At 52.1% G+C, this 19,349-nt stretch carries 16 protein-coding genes; 7 read left to right on the forward strand and 9 right to left on the reverse strand.

Features of this window, described 5'->3' with window-relative positions:
• Positions 1-11 precede the first annotated feature (11 nt).
• Positions 12-377 (forward strand): Na+/H+ antiporter subunit G, encoded by a 366-nt coding sequence (locus FT643_RS05675; protein ID WP_156870066.1) that lies wholly within the window; start codon positions 12-14, stop codon positions 375-377.
• Here the strand turns inward: FT643_RS05675 and motB are convergent.
• Both motB and motA read right to left on the reverse strand, forming a co-directional pair.
• Positions 374-1,444: a flagellar motor protein MotB gene (gene motB / locus FT643_RS05680; protein WP_156870068.1), complete on the reverse strand. Its 1,071-nt coding sequence runs from the start codon at positions 1,442-1,444 to the stop codon at positions 374-376. The two genes, FT643_RS05675 and motB, sit on opposite strands and share 4 nt — an antisense overlap.
• A complete protein-coding gene (gene motA / locus FT643_RS05685) occupies positions 1,444-2,295 on the reverse strand; it encodes a flagellar motor stator protein MotA (protein WP_156870070.1) in 852 nt (283 codons plus the stop codon). The genes motB and motA overlap by 1 nt, the downstream gene beginning before the upstream one ends.
• A 119-nt stretch (positions 2,296-2,414) precedes the next feature.
• Between motA and FT643_RS05690 the strand changes: the two genes are divergently transcribed.
• The 3 genes from FT643_RS05690 (at position 2,415) to asd (ending at position 6,002) form a co-directional block, all read left to right on the forward strand.
• The gene (locus FT643_RS05690) at positions 2,415-4,175 is read left to right on the forward strand and encodes an HDOD domain-containing protein (protein WP_156870072.1); all 1,761 of its coding nucleotides are present in this window, start codon (positions 2,415-2,417) and stop codon (positions 4,173-4,175) included.
• 75 nt (positions 4,176-4,250) lie between these two features.
• Positions 4,251-5,087, forward strand: a complete 837-nt coding sequence (locus FT643_RS05695; RefSeq protein ID WP_156870074.1) for a sulfurtransferase — start codon at positions 4,251-4,253, stop codon at positions 5,085-5,087.
• Positions 5,088-5,141: 54 nt separating this feature from the next.
• The gene (asd, locus tag FT643_RS05700) at positions 5,142-6,002 is read left to right on the forward strand and encodes an archaetidylserine decarboxylase (RefSeq protein ID WP_156870076.1); all 861 of its coding nucleotides are present in this window, start codon (positions 5,142-5,144) and stop codon (positions 6,000-6,002) included.
• A gap of 102 nt (positions 6,003-6,104) precedes the next feature.
• On the opposite strand, the gene FT643_RS05705 is transcribed toward asd, so the two are convergent.
• From FT643_RS05705 to epmB, 6 genes are all read right to left on the reverse strand, one after another.
• The gene (locus FT643_RS05705; RefSeq protein WP_156870078.1) at positions 6,105-7,442 is read right to left on the reverse strand and encodes a UDP-glucose dehydrogenase family protein; all 1,338 of its coding nucleotides are present in this window, start codon (positions 7,440-7,442) and stop codon (positions 6,105-6,107) included.
• Between the two features lie 128 nt (positions 7,443-7,570).
• A complete protein-coding gene (locus tag FT643_RS05710; protein ID WP_156870080.1) occupies positions 7,571-7,882 on the reverse strand; it encodes a hypothetical protein in 312 nt (103 codons plus the stop codon).
• A 91-nt stretch (positions 7,883-7,973) separates the two neighbouring features.
• A complete protein-coding gene (locus tag FT643_RS05715; RefSeq protein WP_156870082.1) occupies positions 7,974-9,047 on the reverse strand; it encodes a hypothetical protein in 1,074 nt (357 codons plus the stop codon).
• 193 nt (positions 9,048-9,240) lie between these two features.
• Positions 9,241-11,319: an EAL domain-containing response regulator gene (locus FT643_RS05720; protein WP_156870084.1), complete on the reverse strand. Its 2,079-nt coding sequence runs from the start codon at positions 11,317-11,319 to the stop codon at positions 9,241-9,243.
• 55 nt (positions 11,320-11,374) lie between these two features.
• Positions 11,375-13,222, reverse strand: a complete 1,848-nt coding sequence (locus tag FT643_RS05725; protein WP_156870086.1) for a hypothetical protein — start codon at positions 13,220-13,222, stop codon at positions 11,375-11,377.
• A gap of 143 nt (positions 13,223-13,365) precedes the next feature.
• A complete protein-coding gene (gene epmB, locus FT643_RS05730) occupies positions 13,366-14,391 on the reverse strand; it encodes an EF-P beta-lysylation protein EpmB (RefSeq protein WP_156870088.1) in 1,026 nt (341 codons plus the stop codon).
• 52 nt (positions 14,392-14,443) lie between these two features.
• Here epmB and efp point away from each other — a divergent pair, with 52 nt between their 5' ends.
• Complete coding sequence (gene efp, locus FT643_RS05735) at positions 14,444-15,007, forward strand: elongation factor P (RefSeq protein WP_156870090.1); 564 nt, start codon at positions 14,444-14,446, stop codon at positions 15,005-15,007.
• 97 nt (positions 15,008-15,104) lie between these two features.
• Complete coding sequence (epmA, locus tag FT643_RS05740) at positions 15,105-16,064, forward strand: EF-P lysine aminoacylase EpmA (RefSeq protein ID WP_156870092.1); 960 nt, start codon at positions 15,105-15,107, stop codon at positions 16,062-16,064.
• Here the strand turns inward: epmA and FT643_RS05745 are convergent.
• Positions 16,061-17,041: an immunoglobulin domain-containing protein gene (locus tag FT643_RS05745; RefSeq protein ID WP_156870094.1), complete on the reverse strand. Its 981-nt coding sequence runs from the start codon at positions 17,039-17,041 to the stop codon at positions 16,061-16,063. The genes epmA and FT643_RS05745 overlap by 4 nt on opposite strands.
• Before the next feature lie 715 nt (positions 17,042-17,756).
• Between FT643_RS05745 and FT643_RS05750 the strand changes: the two genes are divergently transcribed.
• Positions 17,757-19,283 carry an immunoglobulin domain-containing protein gene (locus FT643_RS05750; protein ID WP_156870096.1) on the forward strand — a complete coding sequence of 509 codons (1,527 nt, stop codon included), beginning with the start codon at positions 17,757-17,759 and terminating at the stop codon, positions 19,281-19,283.
• The last annotated feature ends 66 nt before the right edge of the window (positions 19,284-19,349 follow it).

The following is a 19,349-nucleotide window of genomic DNA, read 5'->3' on the forward strand; positions in this document are numbered from 1 at the left end:
GGAAATAAACTATGTTGTTCTGGGTTGAACTGTTTGCCTCGTTTTTGTTGATAATGGGTGGCCTGTTTATTCTGATCGGTGCGTTGGGCATGGTGAAACTGCCGGACTTTTATACCCGTCTGCATGCGCCCACCAAAGCCACTACTCTGGGAATCGGCTGCATCCTGATTGCGTCCATGATATTGCATCCCTTGCAGGGGGCGGGCATTAGCATCCATGAACTGGTCATCAGCTTATTCCTTTTTATCACCGCGCCAGTGTCCGCTTATATGGTGGCCAAGGCCGCCTTCCAGCGACGCACCAAGCTAGTCGAGGGCACCCAAAACGCGGATATGAGTAAAGATATTCTGGAACGGAGAGCACCCCAAGCACGCTAAAATACTTCGTCGTCCTGTGGGGGGGTTGCCTTCGGTTGAGCTGTAGCTTTGGGGTCTGCTGAGCCTGGATCCGGAAACAACAGGCCAGGGTCAGCGGACTGTTTGCGAGTCATCGTTTTCCGCAACCGTTCAAAGGCTTTCAATGCGTCGGCTTCACTTTCAATTTTATCAACTGTTTGTTCCGGAACAGGAATAACGTCCCCTTCCTGTTGTGCTTTCAGTTTTGCCTGAGACTTATCATTCATCACCAGAATAGTAATACGGCGGTTGATCGGATTGTCCGGGCGCCCCTTGTCATAAGGCACCGAAGAAGACAGACCCACCACCTGCGCCACCTTTGCTTCCTTGATTCCGTATCGCTGCAATGATCGCCGCGCCGCATTAGCGCGATCTGCGGACAATTCCCAGTTGGAATAATCCCAGGTTCCAGAAAATGTCATGGCATCGGTGTGGCCGGAAATACTCAATCGGTTCGGCACTCCGGTTAACGTTTCCGCCACCGCTTTCAGGATGCTGTTCATGTAGGGCTTGATAATGTCGCGGCCACTGTCGAACATCGGGCGCGCTTTGGCATCTACGATCTGGATTTGCAGTCCTTCCCGCGTCACATCCATAATGATCTGCTCTTTGTATTTACGCAGGTCCGGGTTGTTTTCAATCCGGGTTTCCAGGGTTTGCCTTAATTCCTGAAATTTCAGATTCTCAATTTCAGCGGCCAGATCCTGCACGGTTTCTTCGTCAAGCATCACGCCCTGATCCTGAATCCGGCTGTTCGGTGATTCCACATTGTTTTCACCGGAAAACTGATCGTCTTTCAGACCCCCACCCAAATCAATAACATAAGGGGAGCCGCCTTCTGTAAAAGCAGAAGGATCAGAAAAATAACCGGACAAGGCAATTTTTTCTTTGGGAGACGCCGCTTCCAAAAGCCACAACAGCAGGAAAAACGCCATCATGGCCGTGGCGAAATCCGCGAAGGCCACTTTCCAGGCCCCCCCGTGATGACCACCCTGAACTTTTCGGACTCGCTTTACGATAATGGGCCGGTCGTCGTTCTCAAATTCCATCAGCGACTCCGCAAATGCTCCTCGAGTTCACTGAAGCTGGGGCGCTCCGAAGAGAACAGGGTTTTGCGTCCGAACTCCACCGCCAGCTGCGGCGGTATGCCGTTGAGCATAGCCAGCAACGAGGTTTTTATGCAGTCCAGCGCTTTCACCCGCTCTTTGGCTGAGTGCGCCATTGCATCGCTCATCGGCCCGACGAACCCGTAAGCCAGCAGCACCCCAAGAAAAGTTCCCACCAAAGCGGCCGCTACGTGCATACCCAATTCTTCCGGCGGGCCGCCCAGGGATTTCATGGTAATCACGATGCCCAATACCGCCGCCACTATACCGAATCCAGGCAACGCATCCGAAACCCGGCTAAGCGCATGGGCGGGATGTTCCGCTTCCTGAAAGCTGGTTTCAATATCCTGGTCCATCAGGGTTTCCAGCTCAAATGCGGACAGGTTGCCAGACGAAATAATCCGCAGGTAGTCACAGATAAACTCCAGCAAAATCGGCTCGCTGGTAACCCGGGGGTAACGCTCAAAAATATCACTGGCTTTCGGGTCTTCCACATCTTCTTCGATGGACATCAGACCATTGCGGCGGGCTTTATTAAACAACTCGTACAACAACGATAGCAGGTCCATATACAGAACCCGCCCGTAGCGCCGTCCCAAAAACATCCGACCGACGTCATGAAAGACTTCTTTTACTACGTAAAACGGGTTGGAAACCACAAACGCACCAAACGCCGCACCGCCGATTATTAATAATTCGAATGGTTGCCAAAGCGTCGCCAATTCGCCGTGGGACAGCACAAATCCGCCCAAAACACTGCCGATAACAATTAAATATCCGAATAACTTACTCATATAAATACTAAGAGCCTGTAATCACTGATTGTTTTCCTGATCAATTGCGGAATGCGTCTATAGTTAAAAGTTAAGGACAGCTTTGCTGATTACACAAATTACTTAGGTTTTTAAGCTCTATGGCGAGCGCGTTTCAAGCCAAAGGTCTGCAATATTGGGTGTCTGAACTGGCGCAGGCCGTGCTGCCCATTTTGCCCGGCAGCGCCGTTGAAATCCGCCGCTTGCTGGAGCACCCGGACACCTCCCTAAATCAGATAGGCGACCTGGTAGCGCAAGACCCGGTATTGCGACTGCATGTACTGCGCGCCTGCAATAATCAGTTTGCAGAAAAGGCAGCCGGCACCCTGAGCAATCCACATCACTGCGTCTCTATGCTTGGAATGGATAATATCAGCGCTCTGGTCGATTCCCTGAAGCCCGACTGCGGTACCAACAACCGTTTTGAGCCCCGCTATCTGCAAGCGATCATTCAAAGCGGTCACGCAGCCGAGCTGGCATTGAGCTGGCTTCCGTTCCGGCACCAGGGCAATGCCGATCAATTGGTTCTGGCTTGCCTGCTGTATGGCGTACCCGATTGGGCGATGTGGCGGGTGGCGAGCAATGAGGCGCGGATGATCGACGCGCTGGTGCAGCAACAACGTGTACCCGTTGAGGAAGCCGAACTGGCGGTTCTGGGATGCCAGCGCGCCGAGCTGGCGAAGGCGCTGGCACAACACTGGCATTTTTCCGACCAGGTATGCGATGCCATTTACGGGGCACCGATCCCCTCGCCCGCGTTTTTGATGCGGTATGCGCGTTTGGCACAAAAGCATTCCAATGATGCGGCCTCGGTGCGTATGCCCAACAAAACCGAAGCCGGCTTGCTGGCGCATTCGCAAGGGTTCACAGTCCACCTCAGCAATACGCTGGCGCAACAGAGTGCCCGGAGTTGGTACTCCAAGCCCACCCTGCGTTGTCAGGCGATCGTCGCGGCCTATCTGGATCAACCTCTGGTTCGCATCCTGGAATTAACCAAATCCGTGGCGCTTGAGACGTCACGGCGATTCGCGATCGTTGGCGTCCAAAGCCCGGCAGAGGGTTTGCTATGGCCGCAGCCGAGCGCGCAACGTCGTCGCATCAAACCGAGTCAGATGGACGCTGCGGTTACCAAAATGGCGAGCATGCTGGGCCAGGGTTCCGTCCCAGCAAAGGCGCCAAAATCCGCGACACCGGCGCCACCAAGCCAGCGTCCTGACCCGCTCAATCAGCCCCGAGCAATTGGCATTAAAAGCGAAAAATTACCCGACGGACTGGATCATCACGCCATTCGGTCAGCGCCCAAACCCGCGGCGAAACCCGCGGCCGTCTTCCCCGGCTTTGTCTCGGCAGAAAAATATGCAGATTACGAAACGCTCATAAATAAGCTGCTGCACCAGCCCTCTGCCTTCAGCAGTGAGCAAGAGGCGTTACGCAGCATTACCGATTGCCTATATCGGTGCACCGAGTTAGAGAGAGTCGTAGTGGCTGTACTCAATCCAGAACGGTCCAAATTGGAAGCTTACTACGCCCAAGGCTGCTCCGAGGCACCTGCGCTGCAACGTTTCACCGTTCAACTTCAGCCGCCCAATCTATTCACTCAGCTGCTCAGGCAACCCGCTGCAACCTGGATCAGCCGGGAACGTCAGCAGCAGATCGAAGGCGTGATTCCCGGCCAGTTCAGACAAGCCAGCCAGTGCGAGGATTTTTTTCTGATGTCCGTATTCAATCAGCAAGGAGCCTATGGACTGTTTTACGCCGACCGGGGCTTGACGGACCGCATCGGTCTATCCGAGGCAGAATACAAGATTTTCAAATCCACCTGCGCCAACTGCAGCAAATACCTGATGGCATTACAACCGTAAACTCCCCGCTCCTGCGGTCATCAAGGGGCAGCCCAATGTCTGGCATTCAGGCAGCCCCTTGAGTACACTCTCGCCATGGAATCGACAGCATACCCCTTAATGATAGAGCCCGAAGAACTGAACGCGTCGTTGGCCGACCCCAGCCTGTTAATTGTGGATTTGTGCCGCACGGAGCAGTATCACAGCGCCCACATTCCCGGGGCTGTTCATCTGCCCTTTATGCATTTAATGGGCGGTGAATTTCCTGCCCCCGGAAAGCTACCTCCGGTTGAAACTCTGGCAAAGGTGCTGGGCCGTATCGGCTTGCAGCCGCACAGTCACGTAGTGGCTTATGATGACGAGGGCGGCGGCTGGGCCGGTCGCCTGCTGTGGACTCTGGATGTGATCGGACATTCTGGCTGGTCTTACCTCAACGGCGGCTTGCATGCCTGGGCTCAAGCGAATTTACCGCTGGAAAACGAGATCCACACCGCGACAACCACAACGCCCGAGTTTTATTACCGGACCGGGGCGGTACCGGATAGCCCGCTGCTTAACAAGGAAGACATACTACTGCGCCTGGGCCAACCGGACTTTGTCATCTGGGATGCACGATCGGCGGAGGAGTATCTGGGCCTGCGACCCGGCGCCATGCAAAACGGCCATATTCCCGGGGCCGTGAATTATGAGTGGACCAGAGCCATGGATCATCAAAATGGCCTGCGTATCCGGCCCCGGCAATGGATCCTTGCGGAACTGGCGGAATTGGGGATTAGCGCCGACAAACACATTGTTACCCATTGCCAAAGCCACCACCGTTCTGCCTTCACCTACCTGCTGGGCAAAATTCTCGGCTTCCGAAGCATTCAGGCGTATCCCGGTTCCTGGTCAGAATGGGGCAACGACCCCGACATGCCGGTTGAAAGCACCTGACCTGATCCCCATTAATCTAACCGTAATTAATCACACCAAGAAGATGAGAAAGCCATGACTGCTTCTGCGCTGGACCGACTAAGAGTTTTGCCTCAATACTGCGTCCCCCAACACCTGCTGTCCAGGTTGGCCGGACTGGTGGCGGAATCCCGCTGGCCACTGATTAAGAATACCTTTATCGATTTTTTTCTGAACCAGTACGATATTGATATGAGCTTGGCGGCGGAGACGGACCCTCACGCCTACGCCACATTCAACGACTTTTTTACCCGCGCGTTGAGAGACGGCGTGCGCCCGATCGCCACGAACGGCATCGCCAGCCCTGCCGACGGCGCTTTTAGCCAACTGGGCACCATCGAAGACGAAATGATTTTTCAGGCCAAGGGGCACCACTATACGCTGACCCAATTACTAGGCGGGGACCCCGCTGCGGCGGCGCCGTTCCGCAACGGTGAATTTGCTACTGTTTATCTTTCACCAAAGGATTATCACCGGGTTCATATGCCCTACTCCGGCACCCTCACCAAAATGATTTATGTGCCGGGAAAACTGTTTTCAGTGAACACCATTACGGCTCAGCAGGTACCTGCCCTGTTCGCACGCAATGAGCGTGTAGTCGCCTTCTTCGATACGGAAATCGGCCCCATGGCTGTGGTGCTGGTGGGAGCGATGATTGTTGCCAGTATTGAAACCACCTGGGCAGGTCTGGTCACACCGCCAAAGCGCCGGATTCAAACCTTTGAATATACCGGTGAAAGGGTGCCCGTTACGATAAAAACCGGTGAAGAAATGGGCCGTTTCAAGCTGGGATCAACCGCGATTGTGTTGTTCGGGCCGGGGGTTGTGAAATGGAACGCGTCCTTAGGGGAGCAGGCACGGGTGTGTATGGGAGAGCAAATCGGAACCCTGGTTTAGTACTTGAGCCGGGCTCCGTTCCGCACTGCACAGGCCTGTGTTAAACGTATCGGATTGGTCAACAAACTTGCCGCTCCGATACGTTACTTCCGCTTCGGCAGCCTAAATTGCCAGAGAATCACTACGTCCAATAGCGTAATATTTAAAGCCGAACTCCTTGGTGTCCGCCGGACTGTAAAGGTTTCGCCCATCAACTATCACCGGATTTTTCAATTCCGACTTCAGCCATTTCAGATCCACAAAACGGAACGCTTTCCATTCGGTGCAAATCGCCAGCGCATCGGCGCCACTCACGGCATCATTACGCTGCTCGCACAACACCAGATCAGGCCGATCACCATATATACGACGACACTCTTTTGAAGCGACTGGATCGAAAGCCTGGATTTTCGCCCCGGCCGCCCACAATGCTTCCATTAAATCTCGGCTGGGGGCTTCGCGCATATCGTCGGTATCCGGCTTGAACGACAGCCCCCAAAGAGCGATGGTTTTACCGTTCAGATCACCGTTAAAGTGTTTGCTCAGTTTTTCGAACATGCTGCCTTTTTGACGGGTGTTTACGTTTTCCACCGCGTCCAGCAACTCCGGAACATAACCTACCGTCCGGGCCGTTTGCGCCAGGGCTTTTACGTCTTTCGGGAAGCACGATCCGCCGTAACCACAACCGGGATAGATGAACTGATAACCGATGCGGGGATCTGAACCAATCCCTTTTCGTACTTGCTCGATATCCACACCCAAACGCTCGGCCAGCTGCGACATTTCGTTCATAAAGCTGATTTTAGTGGCCAACATGGCATTGGCTGCGTATTTGGTCAGTTCTGCTGCCCGCACATCCATAAACATTAATTTGTCGTGGTTGCGAATATAAGGGCCATAACACACCCGCATAATATTCACGACACGGTCAGAGTCCGTTCCCACCACAATACGGGCGCCTTTGTTGAAATCTTCCAGCGCGCTGCCTTCTTTAAGGAACTCGGGGTTGGAGCACACATCGAATTCCAACGGTGAAGAGCGGGCCTCCAATTCTGCGGCTACTGCAGCTTTCACTTTATCCGCTGTACCTACCGGCACAGTGGACTTGTTCACAATCACTTTGTAGTCCTGCATGTTACGGCCAATGTTAGCCGCCACTTGCAATACGTATTGCAAATCTGCAGAACCATCTTCATCCGGAGGCGTGCCCACCGCGATGAAAATCAATTCGCCGTGTGCGACCGCTTCTTCCGTGGAGCTTGAAAAATTCAGGGTTCCGTCTTCAAAACAACGCTGCACAACCACGTCCAGGCCGGGCTCATGAATGGTCACAATCCCTTTTTTTAACGACTCGATTTTGGCAACATCCACATCCATACACAGTACGTTGTGGCCCACATCCGCCAAACTCGCCCCAGTCACTAAACCAACATACCCCGTACCAAACACAGTAATGTTCATACATCCTCGCTACTTTCTGTGTGCATTATCCAAACCATAGTTGAAAAATCGCGTCAATAGTAACTTGGAGACAGGCAATCCCCAAGCCTATCGCCGTTCATCGCGGATCAGCTCGCCCAATTTGGCCTCTAATCCATATCCTCAACGAATGGCTCCTCTGTCAGGCTCAACAATATTTCCTTCTTGAAGGTGGTAATAATAATGCGGTTCTGATCGAGCCGCTGAATACTCACCACATCATCCAGAGCGTCGTCGTCCGGTTCATTTTGCAGATTGGTCTCGTGGAAAGTTACCACCGAAGGGAATACGACCCGGCGCACCAAATTCTGCGTCTCAGGCCCGTCCATAAGCTCAACGAACAGCATCCGAACATCAATATCGTAAATTAAATTTCCAATATAGGGGGAGCAGTCCCCCAGCAATTGTTCCGTTAACTCCATAGCGGGCTTATTCCGTTTCTAATGAGGGGGGCTGAATACAACAACCAAGCTGGCTATTGTATGTTGTCACCCCCCTGATTCAAAGCGTCTTTCAGGCAGCATGTGTAAGCTTTTTGTAGTCTTCGAACAATTCTTCGAAACTATCAAACACGGTTTTCATCAACCGATCCATATTCGAAAAGCGCCCCTGCTGAACCTGCAGATTACTCTCGATACCACTGAGCAGACGGTTGTTCGGGGATATCCCCTTAATTTTCTCCGTTATCTCGGACAAAGGTACAATTATCGGGAATACATATTGATCCGCGTGATGTTTAAGCCGCTGCTCTAGCTGGGTTAGCGCATCCGGCGGCAGATCCAAACGGGTCAGTGCCGCGCTCAGCTGCATGGCCTGAAGCTCAGGCTCATGGGGGTCAAGCGGAAACTCCGCCATCACTTGCCCTAACTGCTTCAATATGGACATCGAAGGGATTAAATCCTGAATCGCATGGTCCAGTGCCGCGCCCATGCGCATCAGGGATTCCAGACGAGCACTTAGCTCCATCATCTGGTTCATTTTACCCATCAGCTGCGACATCTGGTCCGCAATATCTCCCGCCTCTTTTTCAATCACACCCAGTTGCGGCGATAGCAGGCTCAAGCGCCGTTCAACGTGATCGGGTAACCCCGCCGTCATTTCATAATCCGTGAGCCGGTTCACTGCTTTCTTGATCGTGATCATACGCTGGCTTACCGCCTCGACGTCTTTCATCATCATGTCGATCAAGGAAGAGGTCGCGACGGTGAAGACAAAGGTGGGACTGAGATAGCCACAGAGCCGCATGACCATCCTATATACCTGGTCGATCGGGTTCTTTAACGACCGCGCTGTTAAGCGCAGATCGGCAGCCGAACGCAACATCAGTACAACGGAGTCTCCGGTCAATTGCTCAGCCAAATCGCATTCACGAATCGTGATGTCATTCACTTCCTGCATGGCTTTTGCGGATTTGGACAGGCTGCGCAGGGTATCGCGAATGGAGGTCAGTCCGGGTGGAACGCCTACCGCAAAACGATCCGGTTTTGCGTGCAAAATGTTCTGAATGTTTGCCACGAACGTGTGCAGGTTGCGCAGGTCTCTGGCGAGCGGGTAAAGAATACTTTTGATGCGGCGAGCTTCGTCCATGTCCGTTTCCTTTAGTGGTTGTTCAGTCCTTGTTTAATTCCGGGTTTCCAGCCCCCAGATCACATGCAACTAACCAATAATGAAATACATGCAAGCTAGATTATAGCCACTTCTAAACCCATAAGGGGACAGAATAATTTGAACCAGTACTCATTGTGAGTGGTTCCAGTTAACGCACAAAATTCGCCCAACACTACTCCTCACTTGAGAAGTCGTAGTTCATATTTTCAGCCGGCGCCTGCAGATAGTAGCCTTGGATATAATTGACACCAATCTGCCAAAGTGTCGATAAGGTGGATGCGCTTTCAACGAATGGCGCGATGGTGAGCTTACCCTGGGCATGAGCTGCTGCGACCATTTCTTTCAGGGCTTCTTTGTTTTCCTCAGAGCCGATATCCTTCATAAAGGAACCATCCATTTTCAGATAGTCCACTTCCAGGTGTTTCAGATTGTTAAAGGGATTCAGGGCACAACCAAAGCGCGATATAGACACCTTACAATGCAGTTCCTTCAACCCCTTGGTAAAATCTTTGGCTTGTTTCAGATAGGTTGTCGCATCGCTTTCACTAAACTGAAACACAATGGCATCGCTGGGCATGCGGGCTGCCTTTAATGCCACACTTAACCAAGGTAATAGCGTTTGATCTTTCAGCGATTCTCCGGTCAGATTGATAATCAACTTGGAATCGTGACCGTCATTACGGTGTTCGGACAGTAACTTTATGGATTGCAGAATAACCCAGCGATCTATTTTTTCCGCCAGGTCCTGCGCCGATGCCACCGCCAGAAAGTCGTTTGGCGGCACTTCATTGCCCTCATCATCCACCATCCTCAGAAACGCTTCATACAGCTCGCCGCTGCCGCCGCGCAAATCGATTACCGGCTGGAACAACAATTTGAACTTGCCCTTGTCTATAGCGTCTTGTAGCACCGCCCCGGTATCGCTCGGATCCACTTTCTTTGCTTCAGCCGGATCAAAGACTGAAACACCATTACCCAGTGGTTTATCTTCGTATACTTGCTCGCTGGCCTGGTGCGCGCGGGTGATGACTTCTTCACCATCCTCCGTGTTCTCGCTGATCAGGGTCACACCAATACTGGCTGTCACCTGTACCGTGCGATCCTGTACTTCAGACAGGTGATCCTCCACTCCACTGCGAAGTTTTTCCGCTAATAGTCGGCCCTCTTCCAGGTTTTTCTCTTTGATCAGGACAGTAAAAATGTCATCACCAAAGCGCGCCAACACCTCACCGCCCGGCAATTGTTCACGTAACAGGGTAGCGACATCCGCCAACACCATATCCGCCGCGGCTATACCGATGTCCGATTGTACCGAAGCAAAATTATCCAACTGAATATAAAGCAGAACGGCGCTGTGATTGCTGGTAATCGCCCACTGAATTGAGGCGTCCAGTTCCTGCGTAAAATGATTCCTGTTGTACAACCCGGTCAACAGATCCTGACTGGAAATTTCTTTCAGCCGTTCCTGCAATTCTGCATCTGCCTGATTGGTCCGGATCAGTATTTGAGTGCAGGGCTCACCATCATAGGTCGCGCTGGAAAAGATCATTCGCGCTTGGATTTCTGTGCCATCGGTGCAAAGCCCGTGACATAAAAACTCATTGGTATCACTTTCTCCGGCACTGTAAGCACGCAAAAACTGCTTGAACTCCTCATGATCTTTGGGCGAGACCATGTCCATAATGGGCATGCCTTCCAAGTCGTCCGCATCCTCGTAGCCGAACAATTCAAGGTAAGCCTCGTTGGCGTAGGTATGCATACCATCGGTTATATAGGTAATGGCATCTCGTGAACTATCGAGCAAGCTTGCGCACCGCTTTTCCGCTTCTTTCAAATGTATTTCAGCGGTACGCCGCGCACGACGCTCAGATAGATTCCGTAACTCTCGCTGTATTACCAACACCAATCGCGCCTGGTCGTCTTTCTGCACCACATCTTCATAACCATCGCGCAGACCGTCAACGATTTCTTCCGGATCGTTGTCATCCAGCAGCAGAATGGCAGGAATATCTTTCGCGTTCTTTTTGACTTCCTTTAAACATTCCATCGCAAACACGTCATTCGCTTCAGGTCGCAATAGCATCAGATCCCAGGTGCTGCTATTTAAGGCTTGCACAAAGCCCTCCAGATCCTCAATCATCTGGCCACGGGTGGCCCGCCCCGAATTACGAATCAGGTTCATCAATTGTTCTGCATCATCCGGAGATTCGTGCAAAACCAATAGTTTTATTGTCTCGGTTTTCTTTGTCATTCAATCAACCGCTCAATATTGAATTCGTGAGAAAAATAACGACCACGCGTGACCTCTACAGGCTAGACCAAATAGAATCAAAGTCGTCTTCCGGACCTGATTTAGACTGATCCATGCCCGCTAGTTTGTGCTCGGCTTCGGCACCCCGCCCCGGCGCAGGGACCAGCATTTTAAATTGGAACTGGGCGAAGCTTGCTGTTGAGGTCACCTGCTTTATCAGTTGCCCTTTTGAAATATGCCCGTTTTCGTTTATGTTAACTTTGTATCCGATATGAAACGTGATATTCGGTGTAATGAGCGTGGCCGGCTGGCCTATCGCCCTTAACTCCGGCAACATCAACGTGCGCATGTATTCGGTCGCGCCGCCTTTTTTATGAATCGCCTGAGTGCCGCAAGCCTCCGCTTTGGGCGCAATCAGTTCCACGCCCATGCGTACACCTTCATCGCGGAATTGTTTTACCCATCGAATAACCCCGATACTCCAGAGCGTTTTTTCTCTTTCCAGAATACCGACTATCTCACCGGTTTTGACTTGCGGTGGCACGTCCTGATGCCAGCACAAACAAAAGCCGCCGGGGCTGGTATTAACAATTTCACAGCGAAACTGGGGATACTTATCCTGTTCATCTGCATGGCGTTGCTCATTATAGCTGTCGATACTGCTGTCGATGCTGCTCTTGTCGTAGACCTTGAGTTTTTCTGCATCCACATTCAGACCCCACACGTCGTGGTGCTCATAACCGTCCTGGCGACGCGAACCACCCGGGCTCAGAAACGGATTATGAACACTTTTATCCAACACCTCGTGGCCGCCGGCAATCATGCGATTGAAATCCATTTTGCCGGAAACAAAATAATGGGTAGCACTCAATCCGATGCACAGATTCAATTCGCCTTGCTCATCAATACGGGTGAACGCCCGCTCAGCCAGAACACCCCAGGCCTGAATCAGTATGCGGGCTAAATCCGGTGCCAGCTTTTGCGGAACATGAAAAGTCGCTACCGGGTGTGGTTGCCCTTGGGGCGTTTGCAATAGCACACGCAAATGATCTGAAATACCCGAAGCATCAAAGTAACGGATATTATGAGGCAGGGTACTGCGCCGCATTAAAGCCTGATAAATTGGCTGGTAATCTGACATGGTATCGATAACGAACAAACCCGCTACGGTTTGCGCATCGGTAATCGAGGCGAACTTAGCCCAATGGCGCGCAGCCTCATAAACTTGTTGAATTTGTTGCTGGCGCAATTGGTTCGGCTTGGCGGTTGCAAGCAGCAACGCCCGCAAGTACATATCGTACGTACTCGAACTTACATCATCATCTTCCGGATCACTCACCGGCTGCTCCAGCATGCCAAAGCGCTGGGCCAGCAAATAGAGCAAATGCATCTCGCGCCAAAAGTTGGCGGGCGCCGGGTAATACAATTTAAAACTGCGCAGCAAAACATAGTTTTGCTCAGACATGGCGCGATGAATTGCCAGCAGGCATAGCTTTTTGGCTTCTTTATCTGCACTCTTCACCCGTGCCAGGGTTTGCAGGGTCACGGCTTTATAGCCGGTCGCCAAATGATTTTGGAGCGCTTGCGCAAGGCTGGCGATTTTGGCTTCTTTGGGCGGTAACACCACGGATTTATTAAGAAAATGTTTTTCCAGGCTAACGCAGATGTAATGGATGGGAACACGCATAATCTCCATTAACTGGAAGCGCGTTTCGGCGTCCGTCTTCAGGCGATTTAATTCCTGAATAGCAGAATAGAGCCGCTTTGCGCTTTCCCCCACGTTCATTTGGGGCAAACTATCAACCCACTCACGCACCTTCTTCGGCTGCGGCGAGCTAAATGACAGTACTTCCAGATCGTGTGGAGGCAGCTTAAAGCTTGCTTGCTCAGCTGGATTCGACATTTAAGGTTCCCATATCAACTACTGCGTCAACTACAACTGCTTCATTCAGTGCGATCCAGGTTAGACCACAAAAGCACCGGGCAAAATCCCTTACTAGTAAGTATAGGCAGAGTTTGGCCAGCTTGCGCAACCGGGAGGGAACATCAGACCTCAGATAAGTGTAAATCTATCAGAGTCTTGCTGGGCTTTTGCGGAATCTCTCTGACTAATCGAGGTATAAGGAAGCCAGGGAGCTCGGCATGCAGCTGCTGCATGAGTGTTCTGGCAGTGGATTCGCTCACATCAAAGTGCTGCGCCCCCGCGACCGGATCCAGCAAATGCAGGTAATAAGGCAACACGCCGGACTCGAAAAGCCGCTCACTCAGATCCACCAAAGACGCCACCGAATCATTAATACCGCGCAATAAGACTGCTTGGTTCAGAAGAGTCACCCCCACCTTTCGCAAACCCAGCATAGCCTGATCAAACACGGCATCCAGCTCGCGGGCATGATTGCTATGGGTCACCATCACCACGTTTAACCGGCTGCGGGACACTACATCCAGCAACTCGGCATCAATGCGTTGGGGGATCACCACCGGCAGGCGGGTGTGGATGCGTACCCGACTAATATGAGAAATAGATTCCAGTAAATTCAGCAGCTTAGCCAGGCGGCCATTACTGATCACCAACGGATCCCCGCCACTCAGAATGACTTCGTTCACCTCGTTGTGGTGCTGCAGATAGCCGGCAATATAGTCCAGCTCCTCGCTGCCCATGCGATTGTCGGAATAAGGGAAATAACGTCTGAAGCAATAACGGCAATTGACCGCACAAGCGCCGCTCATCACCAACAAAACCCGGCTTTTGTACTTGTGCAGCAGGCCGCTGGCCGGATTGGTGGTGCGCTCGGCCAGCGGGTCTTTCAAAAAACCGGCATGAGCTTCCAGCTCGGCAGCGACCGGCAGGATCTGTTTCAACAACGGATCGTCGGGATTACCGCGCTCGATTTTATCCAGAAAGGGCTTAGGTACCCGTACCTGAAACTCGCGATGTGCCGATAATGCGGCAGGAATCCCTTCGGAGGGCAAATTTAACGCGCTCCAGAGGCTTTCAACGGTACGAATACTATCAGATAGCAGAAATTGCCAGTCTTCAGTATGCCAACTTGGTGCGGTTCGCGTTATCATTAGCGCCTTTCCCTTACGGGTACTGCTATTACAATTTTTACAGGTGTTATCAATGGCCAACTATTCTACCAACGAATTCCGCTTGGGTCTTAAAGTGATGTTGGATGGAGACCCATGCTCCATCGTCGAAAACGAAGTGGTGAAGCCCGGCAAAGGTCAGGCCTTTAATCGAGTGAAACTCAGAAACCTGAAAACCGGCAAATCCTGGGAACGCACATTCAAATCCGGTGAATCCGTCGAAGCCGCCGACATTATGGACGTAGATCTTCAATACCTCTACAACGACGGCGAGTTTTATCATTTCATGGATCAGCAGTCCTTCGAACAGCAAGCGGCGGACGCCAATGCCATGGGTGACGCGGCTAAATGGATGAAAGAAGAAGACATATGCACCGTTACCCTGTGGAACGGAACGCCGCTGGCGGTCACCCCGCCAAATTTTGTCGAACTGGAAATTATTGAAACGGACCCCGGACTAAAAGGCGACACGGCCAACGGCGGCTCGAAACCGGCTACCCTGACCACCGGTGCGGTGGTACGGGTCCCCTTATTCGTAAACCAGGGTGACGTTATTAAAGTGGATACCCGCTCCGGCGATTATGTATCCCGTGCCTAACCCGTAATTCGCTGACATACCCGCCCAGAGCCCGCTGTATGCGGGCCTTTGCTCGCGACTGTTAGCCTACAGCCCCTACTCTAGCCGATCTCTCACTATGTCCTGGCAACCTTCCGCCCCCCTAAATGCCCTCGTTGCTCGTGCCCGCCTGAACCGCCTGATCCGGGATTTCTTCGCCCGCCGCGAGGTAATGGAAGTAGAGACTCCATTGCTTTGCAGCTCGGCCGCAACAGACCCCCACTTGCGCAGCTTTAGCGTGGCCACCGAGCACACCCGTCATTACCTGCAAACCTCCCCGGAATTCTGCATGAAGCGACTGATCGCCGCAGGCTGCGGCTCTATCTATCAGCTATGCAAAGCGTTTCGCCACGAAGAGTCTGGCCGCCAGCACAACCCGGAGTTCACACTGCTGGAGTGGTACCGCCCCGGCTGGAAACTGGACCAACTGATTGATGAAATTGAAGTTTTGGTAAAACAGGCCGCTGCCGCATTCGGCACAGAATTCCCTGATTTTCCGCGCTGGACCTATCAACAGGCTTTTGAAAAAGTACTGGGGCTCAATCCACACCTATGCAGCGAATCGGAATTACGAGACACCGCCAAACAACACATCAACGGCGATTTCGCCAGTTTTGACCGCAACACGCTACTGGATTTATTGATGAGTCATCTGGTGGAGCCCGGCCTGCCAGTAGACGGTATTTTTCTAACCGACTTCCCGGCCAGCCAGGCATCGCTGGCCAAAACAGAGCACAATGCAGACGGTCATTGCGTGGCACGGCGGGCAGAGCTTTACATTAGAGGCGTTGAAATCGCTAATGGCTATCAGGAGCTGACTGATGCAGCCGTGCAGGAAGCCCGCTTAAAGGCAGACCTCCAGTTCCGCACAGCACACCAGCTTGATGAATTGCCGATGCCCGTGTCCTTGCTTGGCGCCCTGCAGCACGGGTTCCCGGAATGTGCTGGCGTGGCTTTGGGGGTCGACCGCCTGATGATGGTCATCACAACAGCCAGTAGTATCGATTCGGTATTAAGCTTTGATTGGGAGCAAGCTTAGTTAATGGTCACCACAAGCGGCGCAGAGCGTTCGCTTTTCAGACCGGATTCATCAATGGTCTGGAGCGCAAAATAATGCGTGCCCTGTGTTAAATCTTTGGCCAGGTAGCTTTGGCTGTCTGCATCCATGCTTGCCAAGGGCTCCATGTCAGCTTCCGCACTTTCTGCGTAAAAAATCTCATAACCCGCTATTTCAGCCGCATCCAGCTCCGAACCGTTCTCGCGCTCGGTTGGCTTTTCCCATTGAATCAGGGCGCTGGCACGGGCCGCGACAGCCGCCACGGTGAGCCGGGCATTGGACGATTGCACGCTGGCGCCGGAGCCGGTTACCACCACATAATAGTCACCCCCGGCTTCGGCAGTTACGCTGTTGAGCATCAGCTCCCTGCTGGTCGCGCCGGCAATGGCCTGCCCATTAAAATACCACTGATAATCAATTTGATCGCTGCCCTGCGCACTCACGTTCAACGCCACATTCATACCTTCGCTTACCATTTGATTGTCAGGCTGCTCGGTAATACTGATCTGCTGCGTAGCGGTTACCGACAATTCAAAGGGCATGCAATCCACGGTCATTACACCGTCGGTTACGACACAGCTGTATTCTCCGGCAGATGACACGTCAACTGAAGACAGCCCGTAAGAGCCGGTGTTCGAGGTGGTGATCAAACTATCGTTTTTGTACCACATCACCGTAATCGGATGAGTGTGTTCCACATTCACTGAAAAGGTATGGCTTTGCCCGGCAGCAACCGCGACATCAACAGGCTGACCGGCCAGCACGAGATTGCGGATATCCCCGGTTCCTGCGTCATCCATATCAACGACATTCGCGACAACGTTGTCCGCCGACTGATGTTGTTCTATCGCACCGAGCTGCTCCACTCCGCCCCCGCCACAAGCAGGCAGGATTACCGCAGAACAAAGGACCAACGCAGCCCGGATTACATTTTTGGTGGAAACATTAGAAACTGACATCACAAACAGACCCTATACAGCATTTCACTTGGCGGCCTCCATGGCCAATTGCAGTGAAGGGTAGTTGTAAGCATTACAAACTGCTTGCGGGCTGGTTCACACAATAACGTAAACGCCCGACTGCGGTTATTTTTTGAGTAGACGATCACACCCACTCATTCGACCGGGTCCATTTTTAAACGGTACTGCGTCGCTCTACCAGAAACAGAAAAATCCGGCCACAAAATGCGGTGCAGGGGACACGATAGTTTTTTCACCTATTTTTTGTGACGCAAGTCACACTTAAAAAGTAGGCGATACAGAATTTAAGCTGACAAATAGGTTGCAAGGATTTTTGATCCTGCCAAAATCGTTTCAAAGCAGAAACAACGACAACCAATTCGTCAGCAATATTGACTGGCTATAGGATCGATAACAAAACAAACCGACCGGGTAGCCCGCCATTGGACCCATACTGTTAGCGTTATTAATACGAGTTTGTTCAGTTGTCTGTTTAGATCAATCGGGGAAACAAGGACAAAGTGCGCCGCGTTATGGCCGAATGTCATGGATACGGCAAACCTCTCAAAATTAAAGTCCTGCCCACTATTAAAGTGTGATGACATTCACCAACCTTGCGGGGTTATTGTGAGAAGATCATCGGACAATAAAATTTAGAAACATTTGCAACACTTTCGTATTTGACCAGTAATTTGCACCTGACCAGTAAAGAGTTATGACGTCTATAAATAAAATATATCCGGCATTATTTTTAATGCTCACGCTTCCGGCACTGCCAGCTTGTCAAATCGGCGGCGGCAGCTCGGCTCCCAATCAATCCGCCAACACCAGCGGGACACTCGACCGCGGGTTCAGTAACGATATTCTCGTTAATGGAAATACTGATACGGAGCACAGCCCGCCAGAAAGCGAGCAACCCGAAGTCACCGGCGTGATCGCGGTCACCTCCACACCGACTGATGCCTATTTGAGTCCCGGTGAAAAAGCCACTTTTAAGGTGGAAGCATCCAGCGATGTTACACTCCACTATCAGTGGTACCGCAACGGTACAGCGATCGAAGGGGCCACGGCACCCAGGTTAGTGCAACAGGTCAACTCGGCAAAAGACGCCGGCACCTATAAAGTCGTCATATCCAATCAGCACGAATCACAGTCCGCTTCCGCCCAGCTCACTGTTTCCGAACAAACATTCTCAACCAGTAACGTTAGCCCCGCCACCATTACGTCCGCGCCTAAAAGCCAAGCGATCAACGAAGGTGCGTCGGTTAGCTTTACCGTTTCAGCTAAAGGCAGCAACCTGAGCTACGAGTGGAAAAAAGGCGGTCAGGTTCTTCCCGTTACCTCCTCGACACTGCAGTTTGCTTCGGCCCGCGCTATTGACCAGGCATCCTATAGCTGTCGGGTTTGGAACGAAAACAACAGTGTGAATTGCGGTACGTTTACCCTGACGGTAAACCAGAAGGTCGCGATCACAGAACAACCCAGAAATGTGACTGCATACGAAGGCGACAACATCACTCTTTCAGTAGCCGCCACTGGCACTCCGGCCCCTGTCGTAGACTGGTACTTCAAAGGCAAACGCGTTAAGCAGAATACCAACACCCTGTCGCTCAGCCCTCTCAAAACCGCGCAAGCCGGCAGCTATAAGTGCGTAGTCCGAAACAGTGTGAACAAGCTGGATTGCGCAGCTGCCAACGTGGTGGTGAAGAAAAAAGTCCAGATCACAAAAAACCTGACCAATCAGATTCTGAACGCCGGGGAAAATATCAAGCTGGATATCGCTGCAACTGGCGCAGGCCCGATCCAGTATAAATGCTATCGCGATGGCAAGCTCGCGGTCAGCGCCACCAGCAGCAACGGGCTGGTCATCTCGAACAGTAAAGGGTCTGATTCCGGCAATTACTACTGCGACATCAGTAACAGCGGTTCCAGCGCCACTTCCGCCACCGCGAAGATTACCGTGCTGGAAGACACCACCCGCAAAATCACTTTGCGCTGGGCAGCCCCGACCGAACGCGAAAACGGAGCCAGCCTTAGAAAGGTCGAATTGGATAAATACATTATCTACTTGGCAGACCAGCGGGACGGGCCGTTTGAAGTCGCAAAAACAGTGAATGCTTCAAGCACCTCCGCCGAATTAACCGGGTTACATTCAGGTGATTATTACTTGGCTATGAGCACGGTGGACAAACTGGGCATGGAAAGCGAAAAGTCCGGTGTCGCAAGGATTGATATCGACTAAACGCACCTTCGTCAGGAAGTAATAGACTCAAAAGCAACCTGGTGAAAGTGATCTATTAAAAAAGGC

This window comes from Ketobacter sp. MCCC 1A13808, from assembly GCF_009746715.1.
GTDB lineage: Bacteria > Pseudomonadota > Gammaproteobacteria > Pseudomonadales > Ketobacteraceae > Ketobacter.